14 protein-coding genes and 1 pseudogene are annotated in these 17,919 nt (G+C 40.6%); all 15 read right to left on the bottom strand.

The annotated features are described in order from the left end of the window. Positions 1–6: 6 nt before the first annotated feature. Entirely contained in the window at positions 7–5,940 is a 5,934-nt protein-coding gene (locus tag M1F74_RS03740; RefSeq protein WP_247946326.1) for a ZmpA/ZmpB/ZmpC family metallo-endopeptidase, read from the bottom strand. A 2-nt stretch (positions 5,941–5,942) separates the two neighbouring features. Next, positions 5,943–6,506, bottom strand: coding sequence for a TIGR01440 family protein (locus M1F74_RS03735; RefSeq protein WP_247946325.1), 564 nt, complete (start codon positions 6,504–6,506; stop codon positions 5,943–5,945). A gap of 109 nt (positions 6,507–6,615) precedes the next feature. Then, positions 6,616–8,307 carry a cache domain-containing sensor histidine kinase gene (locus tag M1F74_RS03730; RefSeq protein WP_247946324.1) on the bottom strand — a complete coding sequence of 564 codons (1,692 nt, stop codon included), beginning with the start codon at positions 8,305–8,307 and terminating at the stop codon, positions 6,616–6,618. Continuing rightward, positions 8,304–9,041, bottom strand: a complete 738-nt coding sequence (locus M1F74_RS03725; protein ID WP_033584528.1) for a response regulator transcription factor — start codon at positions 9,039–9,041, stop codon at positions 8,304–8,306. The genes M1F74_RS03730 and M1F74_RS03725 overlap by 4 nt, the downstream gene beginning before the upstream one ends. 262 nt (positions 9,042–9,303) lie before the next feature. Next, entirely contained in the window at positions 9,304–10,416 is a 1,113-nt protein-coding gene (msrB, locus tag M1F74_RS03720; RefSeq protein ID WP_247946323.1) for a peptide-methionine (R)-S-oxide reductase MsrB, read from the bottom strand. Between the two features lie 9 nt (positions 10,417–10,425). Continuing rightward, positions 10,426–10,989, bottom strand: coding sequence for a redoxin family protein (locus M1F74_RS03715; RefSeq protein ID WP_247946322.1), 564 nt, complete (start codon positions 10,987–10,989; stop codon positions 10,426–10,428). Between the two features lie 13 nt (positions 10,990–11,002). Then, entirely contained in the window at positions 11,003–11,713 is a 711-nt protein-coding gene (gene ccdA2, locus M1F74_RS03710) for a cytochrome c biogenesis CcdA family protein (protein WP_247946321.1), read from the bottom strand. Between the two features lie 163 nt (positions 11,714–11,876). Beyond that, positions 11,877–12,428, bottom strand: coding sequence for a GNAT family N-acetyltransferase (locus M1F74_RS03705; RefSeq protein ID WP_247946320.1), 552 nt, complete (start codon positions 12,426–12,428; stop codon positions 11,877–11,879). 207 nt (positions 12,429–12,635) lie between these two features. Then, positions 12,636–13,460, bottom strand: coding sequence for an ammonia-dependent NAD(+) synthetase (nadE, locus tag M1F74_RS03700; protein ID WP_247946319.1), 825 nt, complete (start codon positions 13,458–13,460; stop codon positions 12,636–12,638). Beyond that, the gene (locus M1F74_RS03695; RefSeq protein WP_247946318.1) at positions 13,457–14,917 is read right to left on the bottom strand and encodes a nicotinate phosphoribosyltransferase; all 1,461 of its coding nucleotides are present in this window, start codon (positions 14,915–14,917) and stop codon (positions 13,457–13,459) included. The genes nadE and M1F74_RS03695 overlap by 4 nt, the downstream gene beginning before the upstream one ends. Positions 14,918–15,033: 116 nt before the next feature. Continuing rightward, positions 15,034–15,521: pseudogene (locus M1F74_RS03690) on the bottom strand (DUF6773 family protein). Continuing rightward, positions 15,511–15,720: a helix-turn-helix transcriptional regulator gene (locus M1F74_RS03685; RefSeq protein WP_001107495.1), complete on the bottom strand. Its 210-nt coding sequence runs from the start codon at positions 15,718–15,720 to the stop codon at positions 15,511–15,513. The pseudogene M1F74_RS03690 and the gene M1F74_RS03685 overlap by 11 nt, the downstream one beginning before the upstream one ends. A gap of 146 nt (positions 15,721–15,866) precedes the next feature. Further along, positions 15,867–16,463: an HAD family hydrolase gene (locus M1F74_RS03680; RefSeq protein ID WP_247946317.1), complete on the bottom strand. Its 597-nt coding sequence runs from the start codon at positions 16,461–16,463 to the stop codon at positions 15,867–15,869. A 204-nt stretch (positions 16,464–16,667) separates the two neighbouring features. Continuing rightward, the gene (locus tag M1F74_RS03675; protein ID WP_247946316.1) at positions 16,668–17,078 is read right to left on the bottom strand and encodes a GNAT family N-acetyltransferase; all 411 of its coding nucleotides are present in this window, start codon (positions 17,076–17,078) and stop codon (positions 16,668–16,670) included. Between the two features lie 187 nt (positions 17,079–17,265). Next, a partial coding sequence (locus M1F74_RS03670) for a Spy0128 family protein (RefSeq protein ID WP_247946315.1) occupies positions 17,266–17,919 on the bottom strand: 654 nt, incomplete at its 5' end.

Genomic DNA, 17,919 nt, shown 5'->3' with positions numbered 1-17,919 from the left:
TATCTACTATTTAGTGAATAAATCTCCAGTAAATCCGTCTGATTTCTGCAAGAGTTGTTTGTAAACTTTCCATTTAAGATTCACTGTATTATCAAATTTATTACCTTGAAGGTCTTTTTCAACTGCAGCATCGAATAGCTCTTGAAGTTTTTCATATGTTGAAATCTTTTGACCATCAATTTCAATTTCTACAAAACCTTTCTCAGCTTTAGCTCTGACTTCTTTATACCATTCTTTCTTCCACTCTTCTAATGTATTAAATCTACTTTTAGAAACTTTTTGGATGATAAAGTCATCACCTAGACCTACGTTACCGGCTGCTTTAGATTCTTGTTTATACTTATTAGATGCATACCCTAAGAATCCATCAAGGTAACCGTAGTAGCCCCACATACGGAATGTATTGTGTTTGAATGAGATTGAGCCAGCCGTACTCTTACTTGTGTTGCCACCGTAAATACCAGTCATCATATTCACAACAGTATAAGCAGAATCGAATCCTTCAGTACGGTAATGACCATTACCTGGTAGCCCGTGTTTAGTAGCGAAGTTGTTATCTACAAGTTGATCAATAATTGTCAGTTTCATACTCTTCTCATCATCATTTAAATCACGAACTAAATCCCATTGGTGTGGTGCACCTTCTAACTTATTATAGCTCGCTTTTTCGCGATATTTCTTATCGATTTTCTTGAACCACTTATCGTTAGTTCCAGTATTTTTCTTGATGACAGATTCTGCTTCTAAGTAATCAAGCATCATCATTGATTCGTTATAGTTCTTCATGTAGTGATCAATCTTCTCACGACTACTTAACATATTAGGATCATAGTTATAAATTTGTGTACCATCATTTTTACGTTCGTACGCCATATTTAATCCAAGTGAACCATATTCACCATTATAGTTTGTAAGAGATGGTGATTGTAGCATACCTTGAGCAAATGATTCAATATCTGTCCCTTCACGGTGACGCCATGTTCCTAAGTAGGCCATACGGTCATTGATATGAGTTGTTTCGTGAGTGAATGCAGATGTACCATAATCACTAATCATACTAGAGATGATGTAGTATACAGCTTCTGAATTTTGTGGGTTAGAAAAGATATAAGCATACGCACCCATACCGTTATATCCGTGCCATTTACCTGTAGGTCCATAGAACTCACGAACTGGAGCATAGTCACCATTCTTATTATGACCCATTCGGTCAGCCCATCCATTACCTGGAACATCTTGGTTATCCCAAATTGCTGATGGAACCATATTTTCAGATTTCAACAATTGATTACGTACATTATCAGCAGCAAGTCTTGACCAGAAGTCTAAGTAATTAATTTGCTCTTGTGCACGTAAGTCGATTTCTTTCTTAAACGCTTCACGTTCAGCTTCTGTATTCTTACCATATTTCTCAAATGCACTAAACGCTAGCGTATTGTACGTTGAAATTAAGAACATGTGAGCCTTCTTCGTATTAAGAAGTGGTAAAATGTATCGACCATGTTCACCGTTATTTAAGTTTTCATATAAATGATATTTCTTATTAGCAAAATCAGGGTTAGATGATTGTTTCTCAACTACATAGTTAGTATGAGAAATAGCTTTCTTATACCATACATTCATATCAGTATCTTCTGTAAAGAGTTTCATGTTATATGTTAAGAAGTCATTTAAATTACCTTTACCTGTTGCTCCCGCAATCACATCACGATAAGCATCTTGAGTTCGGTCTCCTTTCAAGAAATGTTCACGTGAACCAATTTGAATCAATCTATCGATAACGCTAACGTTCTTACCATAAAAATCAGGCTTGAACATCATAAGGTCTTTAATGCTCATATCATTGTATTTAAATCCATAATAACGATTTAAATAAGTAAGAGCCATCATAATTTTAGCTTTGTTGTCTTCTACTTTTTTAAGAAGAGCTTTCATGGCAGCTTCATCACTATTCAATTGATGGTCTTCGTTTTCGGCTAAAGCTTTGACTAATTTATCCAAATTAGCTTTCGTTTCTTCAAAGCTTTCTTCAAGGAATAGATTTTTAATATAACCATCTTTACGACCATCAGTATTTTCTTCAGCTTTACCACGTTTGTCCATTAACGCACGCACTTCAGGTGAAATCAATTCAACACCTGCTAATTTTGCTTTAATATCGTTGATTAATTGTGTTCTATCTTTAACAACCATATTCGGTGTATGAACGACGTCACCAAGACCTTCGATACTATATTCACGAACTTGTTGGACTTGAGAATCAGCTTTACGTGTGACAACTTTTTCTTCCTTAGTACCATCAGCATAATGAATCATAATATGATCAACATCTGACAAGTCAGTTACAAATTGCCCATCTTTCATACCTGTCACAGATAATACTTCTGTAGTTAATAATTTAGATCCTTCAGGAGTCTTATTACCTTGATTCACAATCCACTCTTTATTGTAGAACGGTTGAAGTTTTTCAACATTTCGGTAAGCAAGTTCACGTTCTGCATTATAATCTTGAGTAGTTTTGTACATGTCTTCTTTATACGCTACGTGATTTAATTTATCAGTCAAATATGGTGTGATTTCATATTTATCGGCTGTGATATTGAATGAAGCAATACGTTTATCCGCTTCTGCTTGGTCGACACCCTTAATCTGTTTTGAACGGTTATAAGAAACGTTACCTGATGCAACATCGTTCACATACACATTGTTCTTGAAGTAATCAAATCCGAAGTATGGGTCACCTGAGTCAACTGACCCTGAACCATACATCATTTCACCATTTGTCACTTTCATCATGCTGACGTTATTTTCAACCCAACCCCAGTCATAGTTTTCGTGAATTAAACCACCGCTTTGATTGTTGGTTTTGAGTGTCAATGTCCCTTTGACCACAGATTTAGTTAAACGACCTTTTTGTTTAACATCATTTGGATTTCCACCATGGTTGACTTTGGCAATCAATCCACCAAATTTAGCATTGTTGGCTTTAATGTCAGCTTCAACATAAGAACTATCTACATTGCTTCTCCAGCTTTCACTTACAAGTCCACCAGACCACCAACCTTTGTTACCCACGCTTTCGATTTTACCGATAAAGGCTACATTACGCATATTGGATTCATCTAGTTTGTTGACCATACCTGTAACGTCGTTATTACCAACCACATTACCCGTAACCTTAATATTCTCAATCGTTGAGTTCTTAAACATATCTCCAAGTGGAGCTGTTTTATCAGCCCACGGCATATTGATATTCACATTACCAAAGTTGATGTCATGAATATGAGCATTTTCAACACGGTTGAACAATGGTCGAGCTAGATTGTGAATGGTATAACGTTTATCACCTTCACTATACAACTTACCTTTAAAAATGTTCGTCACGTATTGTTTATTCGGAGTCGGAACATTTGCTGCATTAAGATCCGCACCAAGTTTAAACTCACCCGTTGGGTTAGCTTGCATATATTTTACAAGCTCATTGAAGTTGTAATATACATTACCTTCTTTTAATTTTTGTTTTTCAAAGTAATGAACATACTCTTCACTGAAAGTATCATCTGCTCTACGTTGAACTAAGTTTGGAGCTTTTGCTACCACTTTGTACAATGTTTTTCCATCGACAACCACTTCTTCAACAGAACTTACCGTAAGTCTTGTTGTCTTATTATCATGAGTTGTCACTCGTAAGTAAAGTGGAGCAACGTCTGTCGGTTTTTCAGTAAGTAAGCTCTTATCTGTTTCAACACCAGCATCATCCACACTCATCAAGCTTGTTTCTTTGATGTTTTTGATTTCAACTTTTTTAAGGTCAAGTCTTAGCGGTTCTTCTTTCAGAACCTCTTCCTCATCACCCTCACCACGGTCATAAACCATCTTCGTTTCAAGTTTATAATCCTTGTAGTATTGCAAATCTGTCAGGCTAGCTGTTAAGTTGTCAGGTGAAACATTCAATGTTTTCACAATCTCATCACCTTTTTTCAGAGTTAAGGTGATAGATTTAATGGCCGCCTTGCTTGGATTTTCTAGACTGTATTTAACATCTGAAGTCCGTTTCAAATCCTTAGGCTCAACTGCTGTGATGGTCAATACTGGTTTTTCAAAGGTCTTGGTACCACGTTTCAAAATTTTGTCTTGAGGTGCCTCAAGGATTTCCTCTGTAACTTTTGGAGCGTCCTCTGTTTTAACTCCCTTAATGGTATTAAAGGTCTTGGTGATTTTTTTCTGGCCTTCTTTTCCTTCTTGAGCTACAACTTCTAAGCCTTTTTTCAGTTGGTCATCTTCTTTAACAACTTCCTTAAATGGAATCTTTTCAAGACTTTCTTCTACAAGAGTTCCTTCAATTGGTTTTGTCCCACGACTTACCTGTTGGTTTACAGACTCCTTGGTAACTTCTGTGCTAGTTGAAAGAACTTGGTCAGTTTTAACACCTTCTACTGTTTTATAAGTTGTTTTAGTAACTTGACTACCTTTTTCACCATTTCTTACGACAGTTTCTTCGTCCGTATACTTGGTTGGATCCTCAGTCGTTTCAGTTTTGTAGTCTAGGTCTGTAGTCGATGTTTCAACAAGGGTTCCCTCAGTTACTTTGTACTCAGGTAACTGTTCTTGTACAAGAGCTTGACCTACTTTACCTTCCTCTTGTGTACCTTTTACTTCTACTGGAGCATCTGGTAATGCAGGTTGAGTTAAAGCTTGACCTTCTTTGCCAGATTCTTGAGTTCCTTTGGCATCTATCGTAGCTTCTGGTAAGGATGGTTGCGTTAAGGATTGACCTTCTTTACCTGCCTCTTGAGTTCCTTTGGCATCTATCGTAGCTTCTGGTAAGGATGGTTGCGTTAAAGATTGACCTTCTTTGCCTTCTTCTTGCGTACCTTTAGCTACTTGGTGAGTTGGTTCAGCTTGTGGTACTGGAGTTGGAGCAGGTTGCACCTCTTTCTTAGTTCCGACTGCAATGACTTGCGACACAGGTTTTTGAACCACTTGGTCTTCGATGACTTCTCTAACTTCTTGACCATTGACCATCGAAACTTTGGTTACAAGACGACGCTGACCATTTACTCCGGCTGTGACGATACGAGTCTGTCCTTCTGCTAGATTCGCATCTGGGCTTGTGACCGTTTCAAAAGGAATCTCTACCAAGCTCTCTTCCTGTCTAGCCTGAGGCTTCTCAGAAACTGGTTTTTCTTCAACCGCAGGCGCAACTGGATTCTCTACTACAGATTTTTCGACGGCAATTTCCGAAGCAACAGCAGGTCTTTCCTGAGCTACTTCTGTTTTCTCGATTTCTTTTGAACTTTGCTTTTCTACTGGCAACTGAGACTTTTCAGCTGAAGCTGGTCTTGATGGGTGGAGTTCTGCTTCCTTGAAGTAACCAATGTATTCATAGCCATCAATATGGATAATCCCTTCAGCCAAACCTTCATGTGTAGAGGTCGAAATAGTTTGGTTATAAGAAAGCAATTCTTTATTTTCAAATGCAAATGTCCCATAAGGTACAAAAGTGCTGGCTCCCAAAGAACCAATCAAGAGAACACCTAGGACCTCTTTGCGACCTTTTTTGAATACCAAAAAGACTGCTAGTGAGGCTGTTGCCAAGCCAAGACCAGCCAAGGCTAGTTCTTTACTTCCTGTGTAAGGAAGTTGTTGACTGTTAGTTGCTTTCTTGCGATAAACTACATAGAGAATATCTTCATCTTGAAATTCTGTAGGAACTTCATGGTGAATCAAGGCTTTTTCAGACTCAGTCAATTCCTGCTCCGCCAGATAACGGTAATGAACGCTATGAGCTCCGCCAACTTCATTGGCTTGCACCTTATCTACTGAAAAGGTACTAGCACCAAAAAGGAAGGCCCCGATGGCTACAGGACCTACCCCAACAGTTAGCTTACGAATCGAATATTTGGTGATTTTTTCTAGTTGTTGTTTTGTTTTTCTCATTCTCACGACTTTCTGATAGAATCTTGTGGATACTGCGCACGCGCACCTCCGATTAATTTTGGACGACTTGCAAGAGCCGTTACATGGGCATGCCCAATTTCTCTCAAAAGAGGGCGAATCGGAACCTGAACATGCTTGACATGCATGCCAATTGCAGTGTCTCCAATATCCAATCCAGCATGAGCCTTGATGAATTCGACCTCAACTGGATCCTGCATAAACTTGAAGGCTGCCAACTGACCCGAACCTCCTGCATGAAGTGTAGGAAGGACACTGACGATTTCAAGACCAAACTGCTCTGCCACCTGACGTTCAACGACGAGGGCTCGATTGACATGTTCACAACCTTGAACAGCTAGATGAATCCCTTTTTCCTCTAGGATATCTAGGATGGTCTTCACAATGATTTCCCCAATTTCTTGGCTGGATTCCTTGCCAATCTGACCACCTATCACCTCACTAGAAGAAAGGCCCAAAACAAAGATAGCTCCTTGCTTCAAATTAGCCTTTTCTAATACATCTTCTACAATCTGGCTTGTTGCTCTTTGAATGTCTTTTCCCTTCATACTTGATACCTCTTTTGTCACTATCTATCATATCTTTTTTTACTGATTTTATCAAGGCCAACTAATCATTCTGATTTTTAAAAGCAAAACTCCCAGAATAGACTGGGAGTTAGCTTGTTGCGATTTTATTGAGGTATATTTCAACTGTCGTTCCTTTTTCGGGTGCAGAATCAATCTTCATCTGGTAATTGTCTCCAAAATGAAGTTTGAGTCGTTGGTCGACATTTTGAAGGCCAACTCCCCCACGTTTGAGCTGACTTTGACTACTATCGCCAGCAGCTTGGAAACCAACACCATCATCCTCAATGCAGATGACAAGCCCTGTATCCTTTTTCTGAACAGAGACTTTAATATGGCCCTGACCTTCCTTCTCCTTAATGCCATGGTAAAGAGCATTTTCTACAAGAGGTTGTAACACCAGCTTGGGCAAGACTAAGTTACCAAAAGCAGGATCTTCATCAATCTCATACTCCAGCTTATCACCATAGCGTTGTTTCTGGATAAAGAGATACTGGCGGACATGATTGATTTCATCAGAAAGAGAAATCAAATCCTTTCCTTGATTGAGCGCCAAGCGGAAATAGGTTGCCAGAGACTTGGTCACCTGAACCACTCGCTGACTATCCTGAAATTCAGCCATCCAGATGATAGTGTCCAAGGTGTTATAGAGGAAATGGGGGTTAATCTGACTTGACAAGGCTTGAAGCTCATACTGCCGGGTCGCTTCTTCCTGCCTGCGAATAGCTGCCATCAGCTGATCAATCTGATCCAACATGGCATTGAACTGACGAGTCACTTCTCTCAGTTCATAGGCACCAGCTTCCTTGGCACGCAGATTTTGTGTACCAGAAGCAATTTCCAGCATGGTTTCTCTCAAATCCTTCAAAGGGGCAATCCAGCGCTTGAGACTGAACCACACCAAGCAGAGACAGGCAAGAAGAGATAAGGCACTAGCACCAAGCAAGGTCCACAAGAGCTGACTCCGAACCTGGTCTAACTTCTCAAGTGAAGACACTCCAAGCACTGTCCAATCTGTTCCTGCAATCTTTTCCTGACTGACATAGGATTGGTGATCCAGCGTATAGCCCTGTCCCGTCTCGATGTAGGGTTTCATGGCCTCCATTTCACTCGCTGAGCTATAGACAGTACGTTTAGGATGGTAGACAAATTCATGATTTTCATTGATGATAAAGGCAAAACCCTGCTGACCCAATTGGAGTTGGTTGAGATAGGCTTCTAAAGTTTCGTAAGAAATATCCAAACGAAGCACGCCAAGATTGGCCCCCTTTGCATCAACAAGTTCCTGAGTAACAGAAATGACCCATTGACTATCTGATTTACGAGCTGGGGTTAAAACTGGCTTAGCTCCCTGATGAATAGCCTTTTGGTACCAATCCTCAGCCATCATATCTGAGGAAGTTTTCATCTGCACACTGTCATCTGTAGAAATAACCTGACCGGATTTGGTTACCAGTACCACCGTTTTCAAGTCCTGGTCTGCCTTTAAGATAGTCAAAAACAGATCTCGGATTCCCTTGACCTTGTCTTGACTGGGATTCTCAGCATAGGCTAGCACATCCTTCTGCTGGGTTAAACTGGTAGAGGTGGTTTCTAATTTTTTGATATATGACTGAATAAAGTGGCTAGTTTGGCTGATAGTTGTTTGGCTATTGCCCTCAATAGTAGCCTCAATGGCTGATGAACTAGATTGATAATAGAAAGTCCCGACCACAGCTAGTAGAATGAGAAAGACCAGAAAGATGGAAATAACCATTCTGACTAAAAGAGAAGAACGCTTCATCGGCCTTCTCCCTTCTTAAACTGACGAGGTGTCACACCTGCAATCTGTTTAAAACGTTGAGTAAAGTAGTTCATATCTTCAAAACCAACCTTTTCGGCTATCTCATAAATCTTTAAATCTGTGGTCAGAAGCAAGAGCTTGGCTTGTTTGACACGCTCTCTCACCAGATAATCCTGAAAAGGCAGGCCCAACTCTTTCTTAATTAAGGAACTCAAATAAGTTGGGCTAAAGCCCAAATCACTGGCCAAGCTCTTTAAACTAAATTGACTGTCAGCCAGATGAGACTGGATTTTCTGGGCCAGATTTCCCTCAAACTTATCGGTTAATAAATCTTGTAACTGCTCTTCTTTTTCTTCCTTGTCTAGTTTTTGCTTTATTTTCCCCAACATTTCCTCAATATCTTGACGAGAAAAGGGCTTGAGCAGATAGTCATCTACACCGAGTTTGACGGCAGACAAGGCATAATCAAAATCATCGTAACCCGTCAAAAAAACTAGGTGAACCTGAGGATAGGTTTCTCGTACCAGACTAGCCAACTGGATGCCATTCAGCTGAGGCATGTTGATATCAGTTAAAATGATATCTGGCACCTGCTTTTGAATCAAGTCCCAAGCCTGTCTTCCATTTTCAGCCTGACCGATGATTTCCATATCGTAGGCTGCTACATTGACCAACTTGGTCAAGCCTTGTCTTACCAGATACTCATCTTCTACGATTAAGATTGTGTAGGTCATGCTCTGCTCCTTTGTCACTTACTAGTATCAGTATAGCAAAATTCTCCTCTAACCGCTTAGGAAAGCCCTCTTATACTCAATGAAAATCAAATAGCAAACTAGGAAGCTAACCGCAGGTTGTGCAAAGTTCAGCTTTGAGGTTGTAGATAAAACTGACAAAGTCAGCTCAAAAACACTGTTTTGAGGTTGTAGATGAAACTGACGAAGTCAGTAACTATACGTATGGGGACGGTAAGGCGACGCTGAAGTAGTTTGAAGAGTCTTAATCGACATAATCTAGTAAATAAGCATAGCCTTTTTCTTCCATTTGGTCTTTGGGAATAAATCGAATGGAAAGACTATTGATACAGTAGCGTAAGCCCCCCTTGTCCTGTGGTCCATCTGTAAAGACATGGCCAAGGTGAGAATCTCCAACTCGGCTCCGCACTTCCATACGCGTCATATTGTAAGACTTATCTTCCTTGTAGGTGGCAACATCTGGACTGATTGGTTGGGTGAAACTAGGCCATCCGCAACCAGACTCAAACTTGTCCTTTGATGAAAAGAGGGGTTCGCCAGTTGCCACATCCACATAGATACCGGATTCAAATTTATCCCAATAGCGGTTTGAAAAAGCTCGTTCTGTTTGATTTTTCTGGGTAACTGCATACTCCTCAGGTGACAAGTTCTTTTTCAATTCCTCATCACTTGGTTTAGGATATTTGCTGGCATCAATAACGGGATAGGCAGCCTGATTGACATTGATATGACAGTAGCCATTTGGATTTTTCTTGAGGTAGTCTTGGTGATAGTCCTCAGCCACCACAAAATTCTTCAAGGCCTCCTTTTCAACTGCCAGAGGTTGATCGTATTTCTTAGCCACCTCATCAAAAACTTGGTTGATTACTTCCAAATCCTTGTCATCTGTGTAATAAACACCAGTACGGTACTGGGTTCCCACATCATTTCCTTGTTTATTTTTGCTGGTTGGATTGATAATGCGGAAGTAATGAAGCAGGATTTCTTTAAGAGAAATTTGATTAGCATCATAGGTGACATGGACGGTTTCCGCATGTCCTGTTTGGTTGATCAATTCGTACTTGGTTGTTTCCCCTCTACCATTTGCATAGCCTGAAACGGCATCTGTCACTCCAGACACGCGTGAGAAGTATTCCTCAACTCCCCAGAAACATCCCCCAGCTAGATAAATTTCGTGCAAGTCTGCGTCTTTACTCACTTCTGTTTTTTTCACTGTTTTTCCTCCTTGGCTAACTGATGCTTTCTCAATTTGCGAGCTATCTGTCTGCCCTGCATTTCGCATCAATAAAAAATAAAGACCGGTTAGGACTAGGAGAATGACCCCTGCCAAGACAAAAAGTTTTACTTTATCATTCATAGCCTTTCTCTACCCCATTTCTTTCAATTCTTTTAAAATCATATCCTTATCCATAAAACCTGGTTGCGTTTTGACCAGCTTGCCTTCCTTGTCTATAAAGGCTTGAGTCGGGTAAGAACGAACACCATAACTTTCCAAAAGTTTGCCTGACGGATCAATTAGAACTGGAAAATTTTTATAATCCAAGCCCTTGTACCAGTTCTTAAAGTCCGCTTCTGCTTGCTCCCCCTTGTGGCCAGGAGATACCACTGTCAAGACCACGTAGTCATCACCAGCATCCTTAGCAATTTCGTCCGTATCTGGAAGGCTGGCTAGACAGATGGAACACCAAGAAGCCCAGAATTTAAGATAGACTTTCTTGCCTTTGTAGTCAGATAAACGATAGGTCTTACCATCTACTCCTGTTAGTTCAAAATCAGCGACTGCCTGACCTTTAGTCGCAGTTTGCGCACCGACTTGTTCTGTTTTGGTTTGCTCCTTCATAGTTGATTCGTCTGACATGTTTTTAGCCGAACAAGCTGCCAAGCAACAGATTGAGCCTACTCCAAGTAGACATGTTTGCCATTTCTTCATTTCTTCTTCCTCTCTATTCAAATAATCTTGTCAAAATAGAAGCATTTCCCAAAAGCACCAAGATTCCCATCAGGATAATGAGGAAACCACCCACTTTTTTGAGGGTTCCGAGGTAAGGATGGAGTTTTCGAAAATGTTTCAAAACATAGCTGGAGGCGAGAGCTAGAACCAAAAATGGTAGCGCCAAACCTAGCGTGTAAACCAACATGAGACCAGCTCCCTGCCAAGCACCTGAGCCTCCTGAAGCCGCTAAGGCCAAAACAGACCCCAGAACTGGCCCCACACATGGCGTCCAAGCAAAACTAAAGGTCAACCCCAGTAAAAATGCCTGACTATAGCCGTTAGCGTTTTGACCCTGTCTCTTTAATTGTAGCCTTTTTTCCTTGTAGAGCCCCTTCAAATGTAAGACTTCCATCTGGTGTAAGCCAAAGAGAATGATAACCGCACCCGTCACATACTGAAACCAAGAAGCATACAGCAAATTGCCTAAAAAACCAGCTCCATAGCCCAGTAAGATAAAGATAAAAGAAATCCCTGCTATAAAGGCCAGAGTTCGCACTAAACTAACAAGTGAGATTGAAATTTTTCCGCTAGAAGCCTGAGCACCATCTTTGTCATCCAACAAGACCCCTGCATAGACCGGTAACAAGGGTAAGATACAAGGAGAAAAGAAGGAAAGAATTCCAGCAAGAAAAACACTGGTAAAAAAGAATACATTGTCCATTGCCTTCCTCCATTCTTTGATTTGATAAGTCTATTATAATTCCCAACTCTAAGAAAAAACAGGGACAATGATAGGAAAAAATAGGAATTTAATCAGTTTATTCAGAAATCTGGCACAAAAAAAGCCAGACAAGGTCTGACTTTGATAGAAACAGAAAAGAGAATCACCTGTCTTCCCTGCTTATCTGGTAATAAATAAGGTCCGCAACGTAGTCTTTTCTCTCCACACCATTGGTAATGGTTTTTAGATAAGACATTCCCGCTTTTTCCATAACACGGCCTGAAGCTGGGTTGAGACTAGCATATCGAGCTCTGGCCTTTTGAAAACCAACTTGAGTAAAACAAAAGTCTAACACAGCTCTCAAGGCTTCCGTCATCATACCACGACCCCAATAGTTTTTTCCTAAAATATATCCAATTTCACAACTTGAATCTTTCTCATTCATCTCAACGATGCTGATATCTCCTATCACTTGCTCAGGATTTTCTTTGAGACAAATGGCCCATTTGTAATAGTTGGGATTGGGATAGGATGCAACCCAATTTCGAATCGAATTTCGAGTCACCTCAACATCAAGATGAGGATCCCAGGTGACATAGGTCAGATTCTTAGCAGACGAAGCCCAATTTTGAAACATGGCTTCCGCATCACTCTCCACAAACCTTCTCAAAATCAAACGATCTGTCTGTATCGTTTGCGTACCGATTGCTTCCATAATGTTACCTCGCTTTCTAAGCTTAAGGCTCAAGCTAAAAAGGTCCCCCGGACCTTCTTCGCTTTCTCATTTCTAGGCTCAGGGTAAAAACCTCCACTGGAGGTTCCTCGTTTTCCCGTTTCTAGACTCGGGCTGAAAACCTCCACTGGAGGTTATTCTTGCTCTCGAGTTTCAAGGCAAGAAGCTAAAAAGGTCCCCCGGACCTTTTTACTCCCAAAAGTCATCAAAGACGGTGATTGGTAGGTGGCGTTTGTGTTGGCCTTTGTGCCACCAGTTTTCAATAGTCGCTTGAGCTTCTGGACTGATTGATTTGCCTTCGAGGTAGTCATCAATTTCATTGTAAGTGACTCCAAGTGCGACTTCGTCTGCAATACCTGGTTTTTCTTCTTCCAAATCTGCTGTTGGGATTTTTTCATAAAGTGCTGGGTCTGCACCAAGTTCCTTCAAAAGTTGTTTTCCTTGGCGTTTATTGAGGCGGTAAAGAGGGAGAATGTCTGCACCACCGTCACCAAACTTAGTAAAGAATCCTGTGATATTTTCCGCAGCATGGTCTGTTCCAATGACCGCTCCGCTATGGGCACCCGCAAGGGCATATTGGGCAATCATACGACTACGAGCTTTAATATTGCCCTTGTTAAAGTCTGAAACAGGACTTCCTGTCGCTTCAACTGCAGCTGTCATGGCATCAGCTGATTCCTTAATATTCACAACCAAGCTGACATCTGGTTGGATGAAAGCGAGGGCTTTTTGAGCATCCGCTTCATCAGCTTGCACGCCATAGGGCAGGCGGACAGCGATAAATTGGTAACTGTCATCTCCTGTCTCTGCTCGCATTTCTTCCATAGCTAATTGCGCCAAACGTCCCGCTAAAGTCGAGTCTTGTCCCCCAGAAATCCCTAGTACAAAAGTTTTAAGGAAGGGGTGTTTTTTTAGGTATTTTTTTAAGAAGTCAATGGAACGACGAATTTCCTCCTGGGCGTCAATCATTGGTTTAACCCCTAGTTGCTGGATAATAGTCTCTTGCAAACTCATTCTTCTTCTCCTTCACCAAGGGCTTCCTTACGCATCTTGTCAATCAATTCCATCTTATCTTGCCAAATATCATGCGCCAAATCTACTGGATAGTGCTGTGGATTCAATACGCGCTTGTATTCATCCCATAGCTTGTCGAATTCCTTACGGGCATAATCCTGAATGTCAGTCAAACTAGGCAAGCTGTAAACTAATGTTCCTTCTTTGAAAATATCCACCAAGAGAGGGACAGCATCAAAATTACGAACAGTCTTTTTGATGTAGGTATAAGTTGGATGGAACATCTTGATTTCAGTCATGCCGCTCACATCAACACCATCATAGGTGATGTAGTCACCTTCTGACTTGCCTTTTTCACGACTGGTAATGCGCCATACCTGCTTCTTACCTGGCGTCGACACTTTTTCAGCATTATTAGACAGTTTGATGGTATTGCGCATCTGACCATTTTCATCTTCAATAGCTACAATCTTATAAACTGCCCCAAGAGCTGGCTGGTCATAGGCTGTAATCAGCTTGGTTCCGACACCCCAGACATCAATCTTGGCTCTTTGCATCTTGAGGTTTAGGATAGTATTTTCATCCAGATCATTAGAAGCATAGATCTTAGCCTCTGTAAATCCAGCCTCGTCCAGTTGCTGACGGACTTTCTTGGAAATGTAAGCAATATCCCCAGAGTCAATCCGCACACCCATAAAGTTAATCTGATCACCCAGTTCACGCGCCACCTGAATAGCAGCTGGCACACCGATGCGAAGTGTATCATAAGTATCTACTAAAAAGACACAATCACGATGAGTCGCCGCATAGGCCTTAAAGGCTTCATAGTCGTTTCCATAAACCTGTACCAAGGCATGGGCATGAGTCCCCAAGACTGGAATATCAAAGAGCTTACCAGCACGCACGTTGCTGGTTCCATTGGCGCCACCAATCACCGCTGCGCGTGTTCCCCAGATAGCTGCATCCATTTCTTGCGCACGACGTGTCCCAAACTCCATCAAAGGTTCATCCTCAATGACCGAACGAATACGTGCTGCCTTGGTCGCTATCAAGGTTTGAAAGTTAACGATGTTTAAGAGAGCCGTTTCGACCAATTGACATTGGGCTAGAGGTCCTTCTACCTGTACAATCGGCTCATTGGCAAAGACCAAGTCCCCTTCCTGAGCAGAACGAACCGTCAACTCCAACTTGAGATTGCGGAGGTAATCTAAGAACGCCCCATGATAGCCAAGCGACTCCAAGTAGGCAATATCGCTATCTGAAAAGCGTAAGTCTTCAAGATAATGTACAATTCTTTCCAAACCAGCAAAAACCGCATAGCCGTTATTAAACGGTTGCTGACGGAAATAAACTTCAAAGACCGCCTTTTTATTGTGAATCCCTTGGTCAAAGTAAACTTGCATCATGTTGATCTGGTACAAGTCCGTGTGCAATGTCAAACTATCATCTGGATACATCTGTTTTCCTTCTTCCTACTTTACAAAGGTATGAACGTATTCTACCACTTTCACACCATCCGATAAATTAGTACTATTATAACACATTTTACCAAGATTGATAAAAAGATAACAAGCTATTCTCCATTCTCCAGTTCATCCATATCTTGCTCAAACTTTTTTGAGCCCATTCGCCATAACTTTTAAGTCCGAGATTGCCGATAAAAACCCAAGGAAGATAAATCAAATAAGTAATAACCCAAGCAGACAAGTATTTAAAATTTAAAGGATTGTGCTGATAAATTTCGATATTGAATTGATAATTCTGCAACATCAAGAGAGTCGTAATAGAGAGAGTTACCAGCAAACACCCTACAATCATAAAATGAAAACGACTATAGTAGGTCACTCCAAGTTGTCGTGCACGATTGAAAAAGAAGAAAATTCCTAAAAGAAGGGTAACCAGAAGAATATTAGGATTAAAAAGAGCAGGTGCTAATACAGCCACCAAATAACTTAGCAGAATGAGCCCGATAAACACATGGAAAGACTCTGTCCCAGCTTTATTCATCAGTTGTTCTTCTCTTTCGTCTAATAATTGATAATAAAAAAATCTATTTTTCATCTTCTTCCTCCCAAAATAATTGATCTAAAGTTTTGCCTAAGCATCTGCAAATGGACTGACAGAGGGAGAGACTAGGATTGTATTTCCCAGCTTCAATCAAGCCTATAGTCTGCCTAGTAACACCTACAGCTTCTGCCAAATCCCCCTGTGTTAAGTCAAGCTCCACCCGAGCTAATTTTAATTTTAAATTTTTAGCCACTAGCGTCCTCCTTCACATTTTTAAAAAGTTGCGCTTCTTTTAAAAACATTATACCATATATCTAACTTAATGCAATATATACATGTCATTTTGTAAGATTTTATTAACAAAAAACTCTCTACCACAAAAAATAGAGAGTGTTGTGTTTAAATATAGGATTTCAAAATATCAACGACATCACTTCTTTTCTTGACCTGATAGGCCTTGATGCCCAATTTCTCAACTGCGATTGTATTGTCCTCAATATCGTCTAGAAAGACACAATTTGCGGGATCTAGCTGGTATTTATCAAGAATCTCCTTAAACATTGCCAAATCAGGCTTTATAGCTTTTATATCACAGGATAGGACAAAGCCATCTAAAAGTTCTTTTAAGGGAGATAGTTGCTCTTCCAGCAAGTCATAAAATACCTTTGAGGTATTGGACAAGACAAAGATGCGATGCCCCTTTTTCTTTAGTTCTGACAAGACAGGAAAGACTTCCCTATAAATATCAATGTGGCTAGGCCAATTCCAGATAACTTCTTCGACCTTCTTTTGATAGGCCCTGCCAAGCATAGACACAACTTTAAGCACCAACTCTTCTCTCGTCATGGTTCCAAGATCTAATCTTTCCCAAAGCCCCGACTGAAAAATGGCCTTATCTAAAATCAAATATTCTTCCTTCGTATCCGAAACACCTTGTAAAATCTTATCCTTGTTCCATTCTAACAAGACGTTGCCCATATCCAGTATGATATCCATTAACCCACCTCCATAGTGATGTGAAGATTTCCTCTTTGATTTTATTTGTATACTCAATGAAAATCAAAGAGCAAACTAGAAAGCTAGCCGCAGGTTGCTCAAAGCACAGCTTTGAGGTCGTAGATAGAACTGACGAAGTCAGTAACATACACACGTCAAGGCGACGCTGACGTGGTTTGCATTTGATTTTCGCAGAGTAATAGCTTACAAATCCTTTTGGTAATAGTATCTTTGTCCTGTGTAGGGATAGTTTTGCAAGGTAAAGACTTCCTTGTAGCCATGGCTTTTATAAAAATCTGGCGCTTGAAACTGGTAAGTATTGACGAAAGCAAAACGACAGTTTCGATTCTTAGCTTCACTTTCAGCTTGCTCCAATAGTTTTGAACCGATTCCCTGTCCTCGCAATTCCTCTCTCACAAACAAATATTCGATTTCCAGCCAATTTCCGAAAGTCTCTGCTACTAAGCCTGCCAGGAGATTGCCCTTTTCGTCTTCAACATAAAGGTTCAGGGGCTCGCTTTCAGCCTCTTCTCTTTTGGAACGATTATAAGCACGAATCAAATTTCTTATTTCTTGCGCTTTATGAGATTCCTTATTTTCCAATCTAAAATGCATCCAAACCTCCTTCGAACTGTTACAGCTTGATTATAATCTTATTTCAATAGACTGTCAAACTAGAAAAAAACTCACCAAGCAGAGTTGATGAGTTCATAATTTATTTAATAAAGGTATTAGCGCTTTTATAATATCTTTAATTTAGATATTATAAGCCAAATCTTGATTCATTTTAGAAAACGAAATATTATGCTTCATCTTCCTTTTTGCGTTTTGCAATCAAACCTAGACCTACCAGACCAAGTGCAGCACCAAGAGTGACAACTTCAGATTTAGATTGTTCACCAGTGTTGGGCAACTCACGACCCTTAGATTTTTCTGATGTTGGTGGTGTCGGTGGTGTTGATGGTGTCGGTGGTGTTGATGGTGTTGGTGGTGTCGGTGGTGTCGGTGGTGTCGGTGGTGTCACCTTGTTGTTAAACTCGGTATCGGCTGGCAACTGAGTAGTTACAGTCAACACTCTACCATCCTTCTTCACTTTAATACCAACAGTAGCAATCATGCGATCGTACTCAATACCAGCTTCCGTACCTTTCACTTCTTCTACATGGTAGATATAAATTCCTTCCTCGCCACGTTTGAATGTAAGAGCTGAAAATTGAATCTTACCAGTTACATCGTTGGTTACAGTTTCAATCACATTTCCTTTTTCGTCCTTCAGAACAAAACTAAACTCACCAGCCTTCAATTTACGACCTTCAAGCTTCTTAGTGAAATTGAACTGCGCTGTGACTGGGGCTACCGCATAGTTGTTAAATTCGCTGTCAGCTGGCATTGTTACAGCAGCGTTCAACAGACCTGTTTGAGCGTCTTTTGTGACATTTACAGTCACAGTAGCGTT

The organism is Streptococcus oralis, assembly GCF_023109315.1.
Classification (GTDB): domain Bacteria; phylum Bacillota; class Bacilli; order Lactobacillales; family Streptococcaceae; genus Streptococcus; species Streptococcus oralis_BS.
The sequence above is the reverse complement of the archived record's forward strand: the minus strand, read 5'-3'. Positions and strand labels throughout refer to the sequence as shown.

What these genes read in the sequence shown, in the direction of transcription:
- msrB (WP_247946323.1), bottom strand. Translation starts at nt 10,416, where the DNA reads ATGAATGATAAAGTAAAACTTTTTGTCTTGGCAGGGGTCATTCTCCTA.
- M1F74_RS03715 (WP_247946322.1), bottom strand. Translation starts at nt 10,989, where the DNA reads ATGAAGAAATGGCAAACATGTCTACTTGGAGTAGGCTCAATCTGTTGC.
- M1F74_RS03730 (WP_247946324.1), bottom strand. Translation starts at nt 8,307, where the DNA reads ATGAAGCGTTCTTCTCTTTTAGTCAGAATGGTTATTTCCATCTTTCTG.
- M1F74_RS03705 (WP_247946320.1), bottom strand. Translation starts at nt 12,428, where the DNA reads ATGGAAGCAATCGGTACGCAAACGATACAGACAGATCGTTTGATTTTG.
- M1F74_RS03695 (WP_247946318.1), bottom strand. Translation starts at nt 14,917, where the DNA reads ATGTATCCAGATGATAGTTTGACATTGCACACGGACTTGTACCAGATC.
- M1F74_RS03740 (WP_247946326.1), bottom strand. Translation starts at nt 5,940, where the DNA reads ATGAGAAAAACAAAACAACAACTAGAAAAAATCACCAAATATTCGATT.
- M1F74_RS03675 (WP_247946316.1), bottom strand. Translation starts at nt 17,078, where the DNA reads ATGCATTTTAGATTGGAAAATAAGGAATCTCATAAAGCGCAAGAAATA.
- nadE (WP_247946319.1), bottom strand. Translation starts at nt 13,460, where the DNA reads ATGAGTTTGCAAGAGACTATTATCCAGCAACTAGGGGTTAAACCAATG.
- M1F74_RS03735 (WP_247946325.1), bottom strand. Translation starts at nt 6,506, where the DNA reads ATGAAGGGAAAAGACATTCAAAGAGCAACAAGCCAGATTGTAGAAGAT.
- M1F74_RS03725 (WP_033584528.1), bottom strand. Translation starts at nt 9,041, where the DNA reads ATGACCTACACAATCTTAATCGTAGAAGATGAGTATCTGGTAAGACAA.
- ccdA2 (WP_247946321.1), bottom strand. Translation starts at nt 11,713, where the DNA reads ATGGACAATGTATTCTTTTTTACCAGTGTTTTTCTTGCTGGAATTCTT.
- M1F74_RS03680 (WP_247946317.1), bottom strand. Translation starts at nt 16,463, where the DNA reads ATGGATATCATACTGGATATGGGCAACGTCTTGTTAGAATGGAACAAG.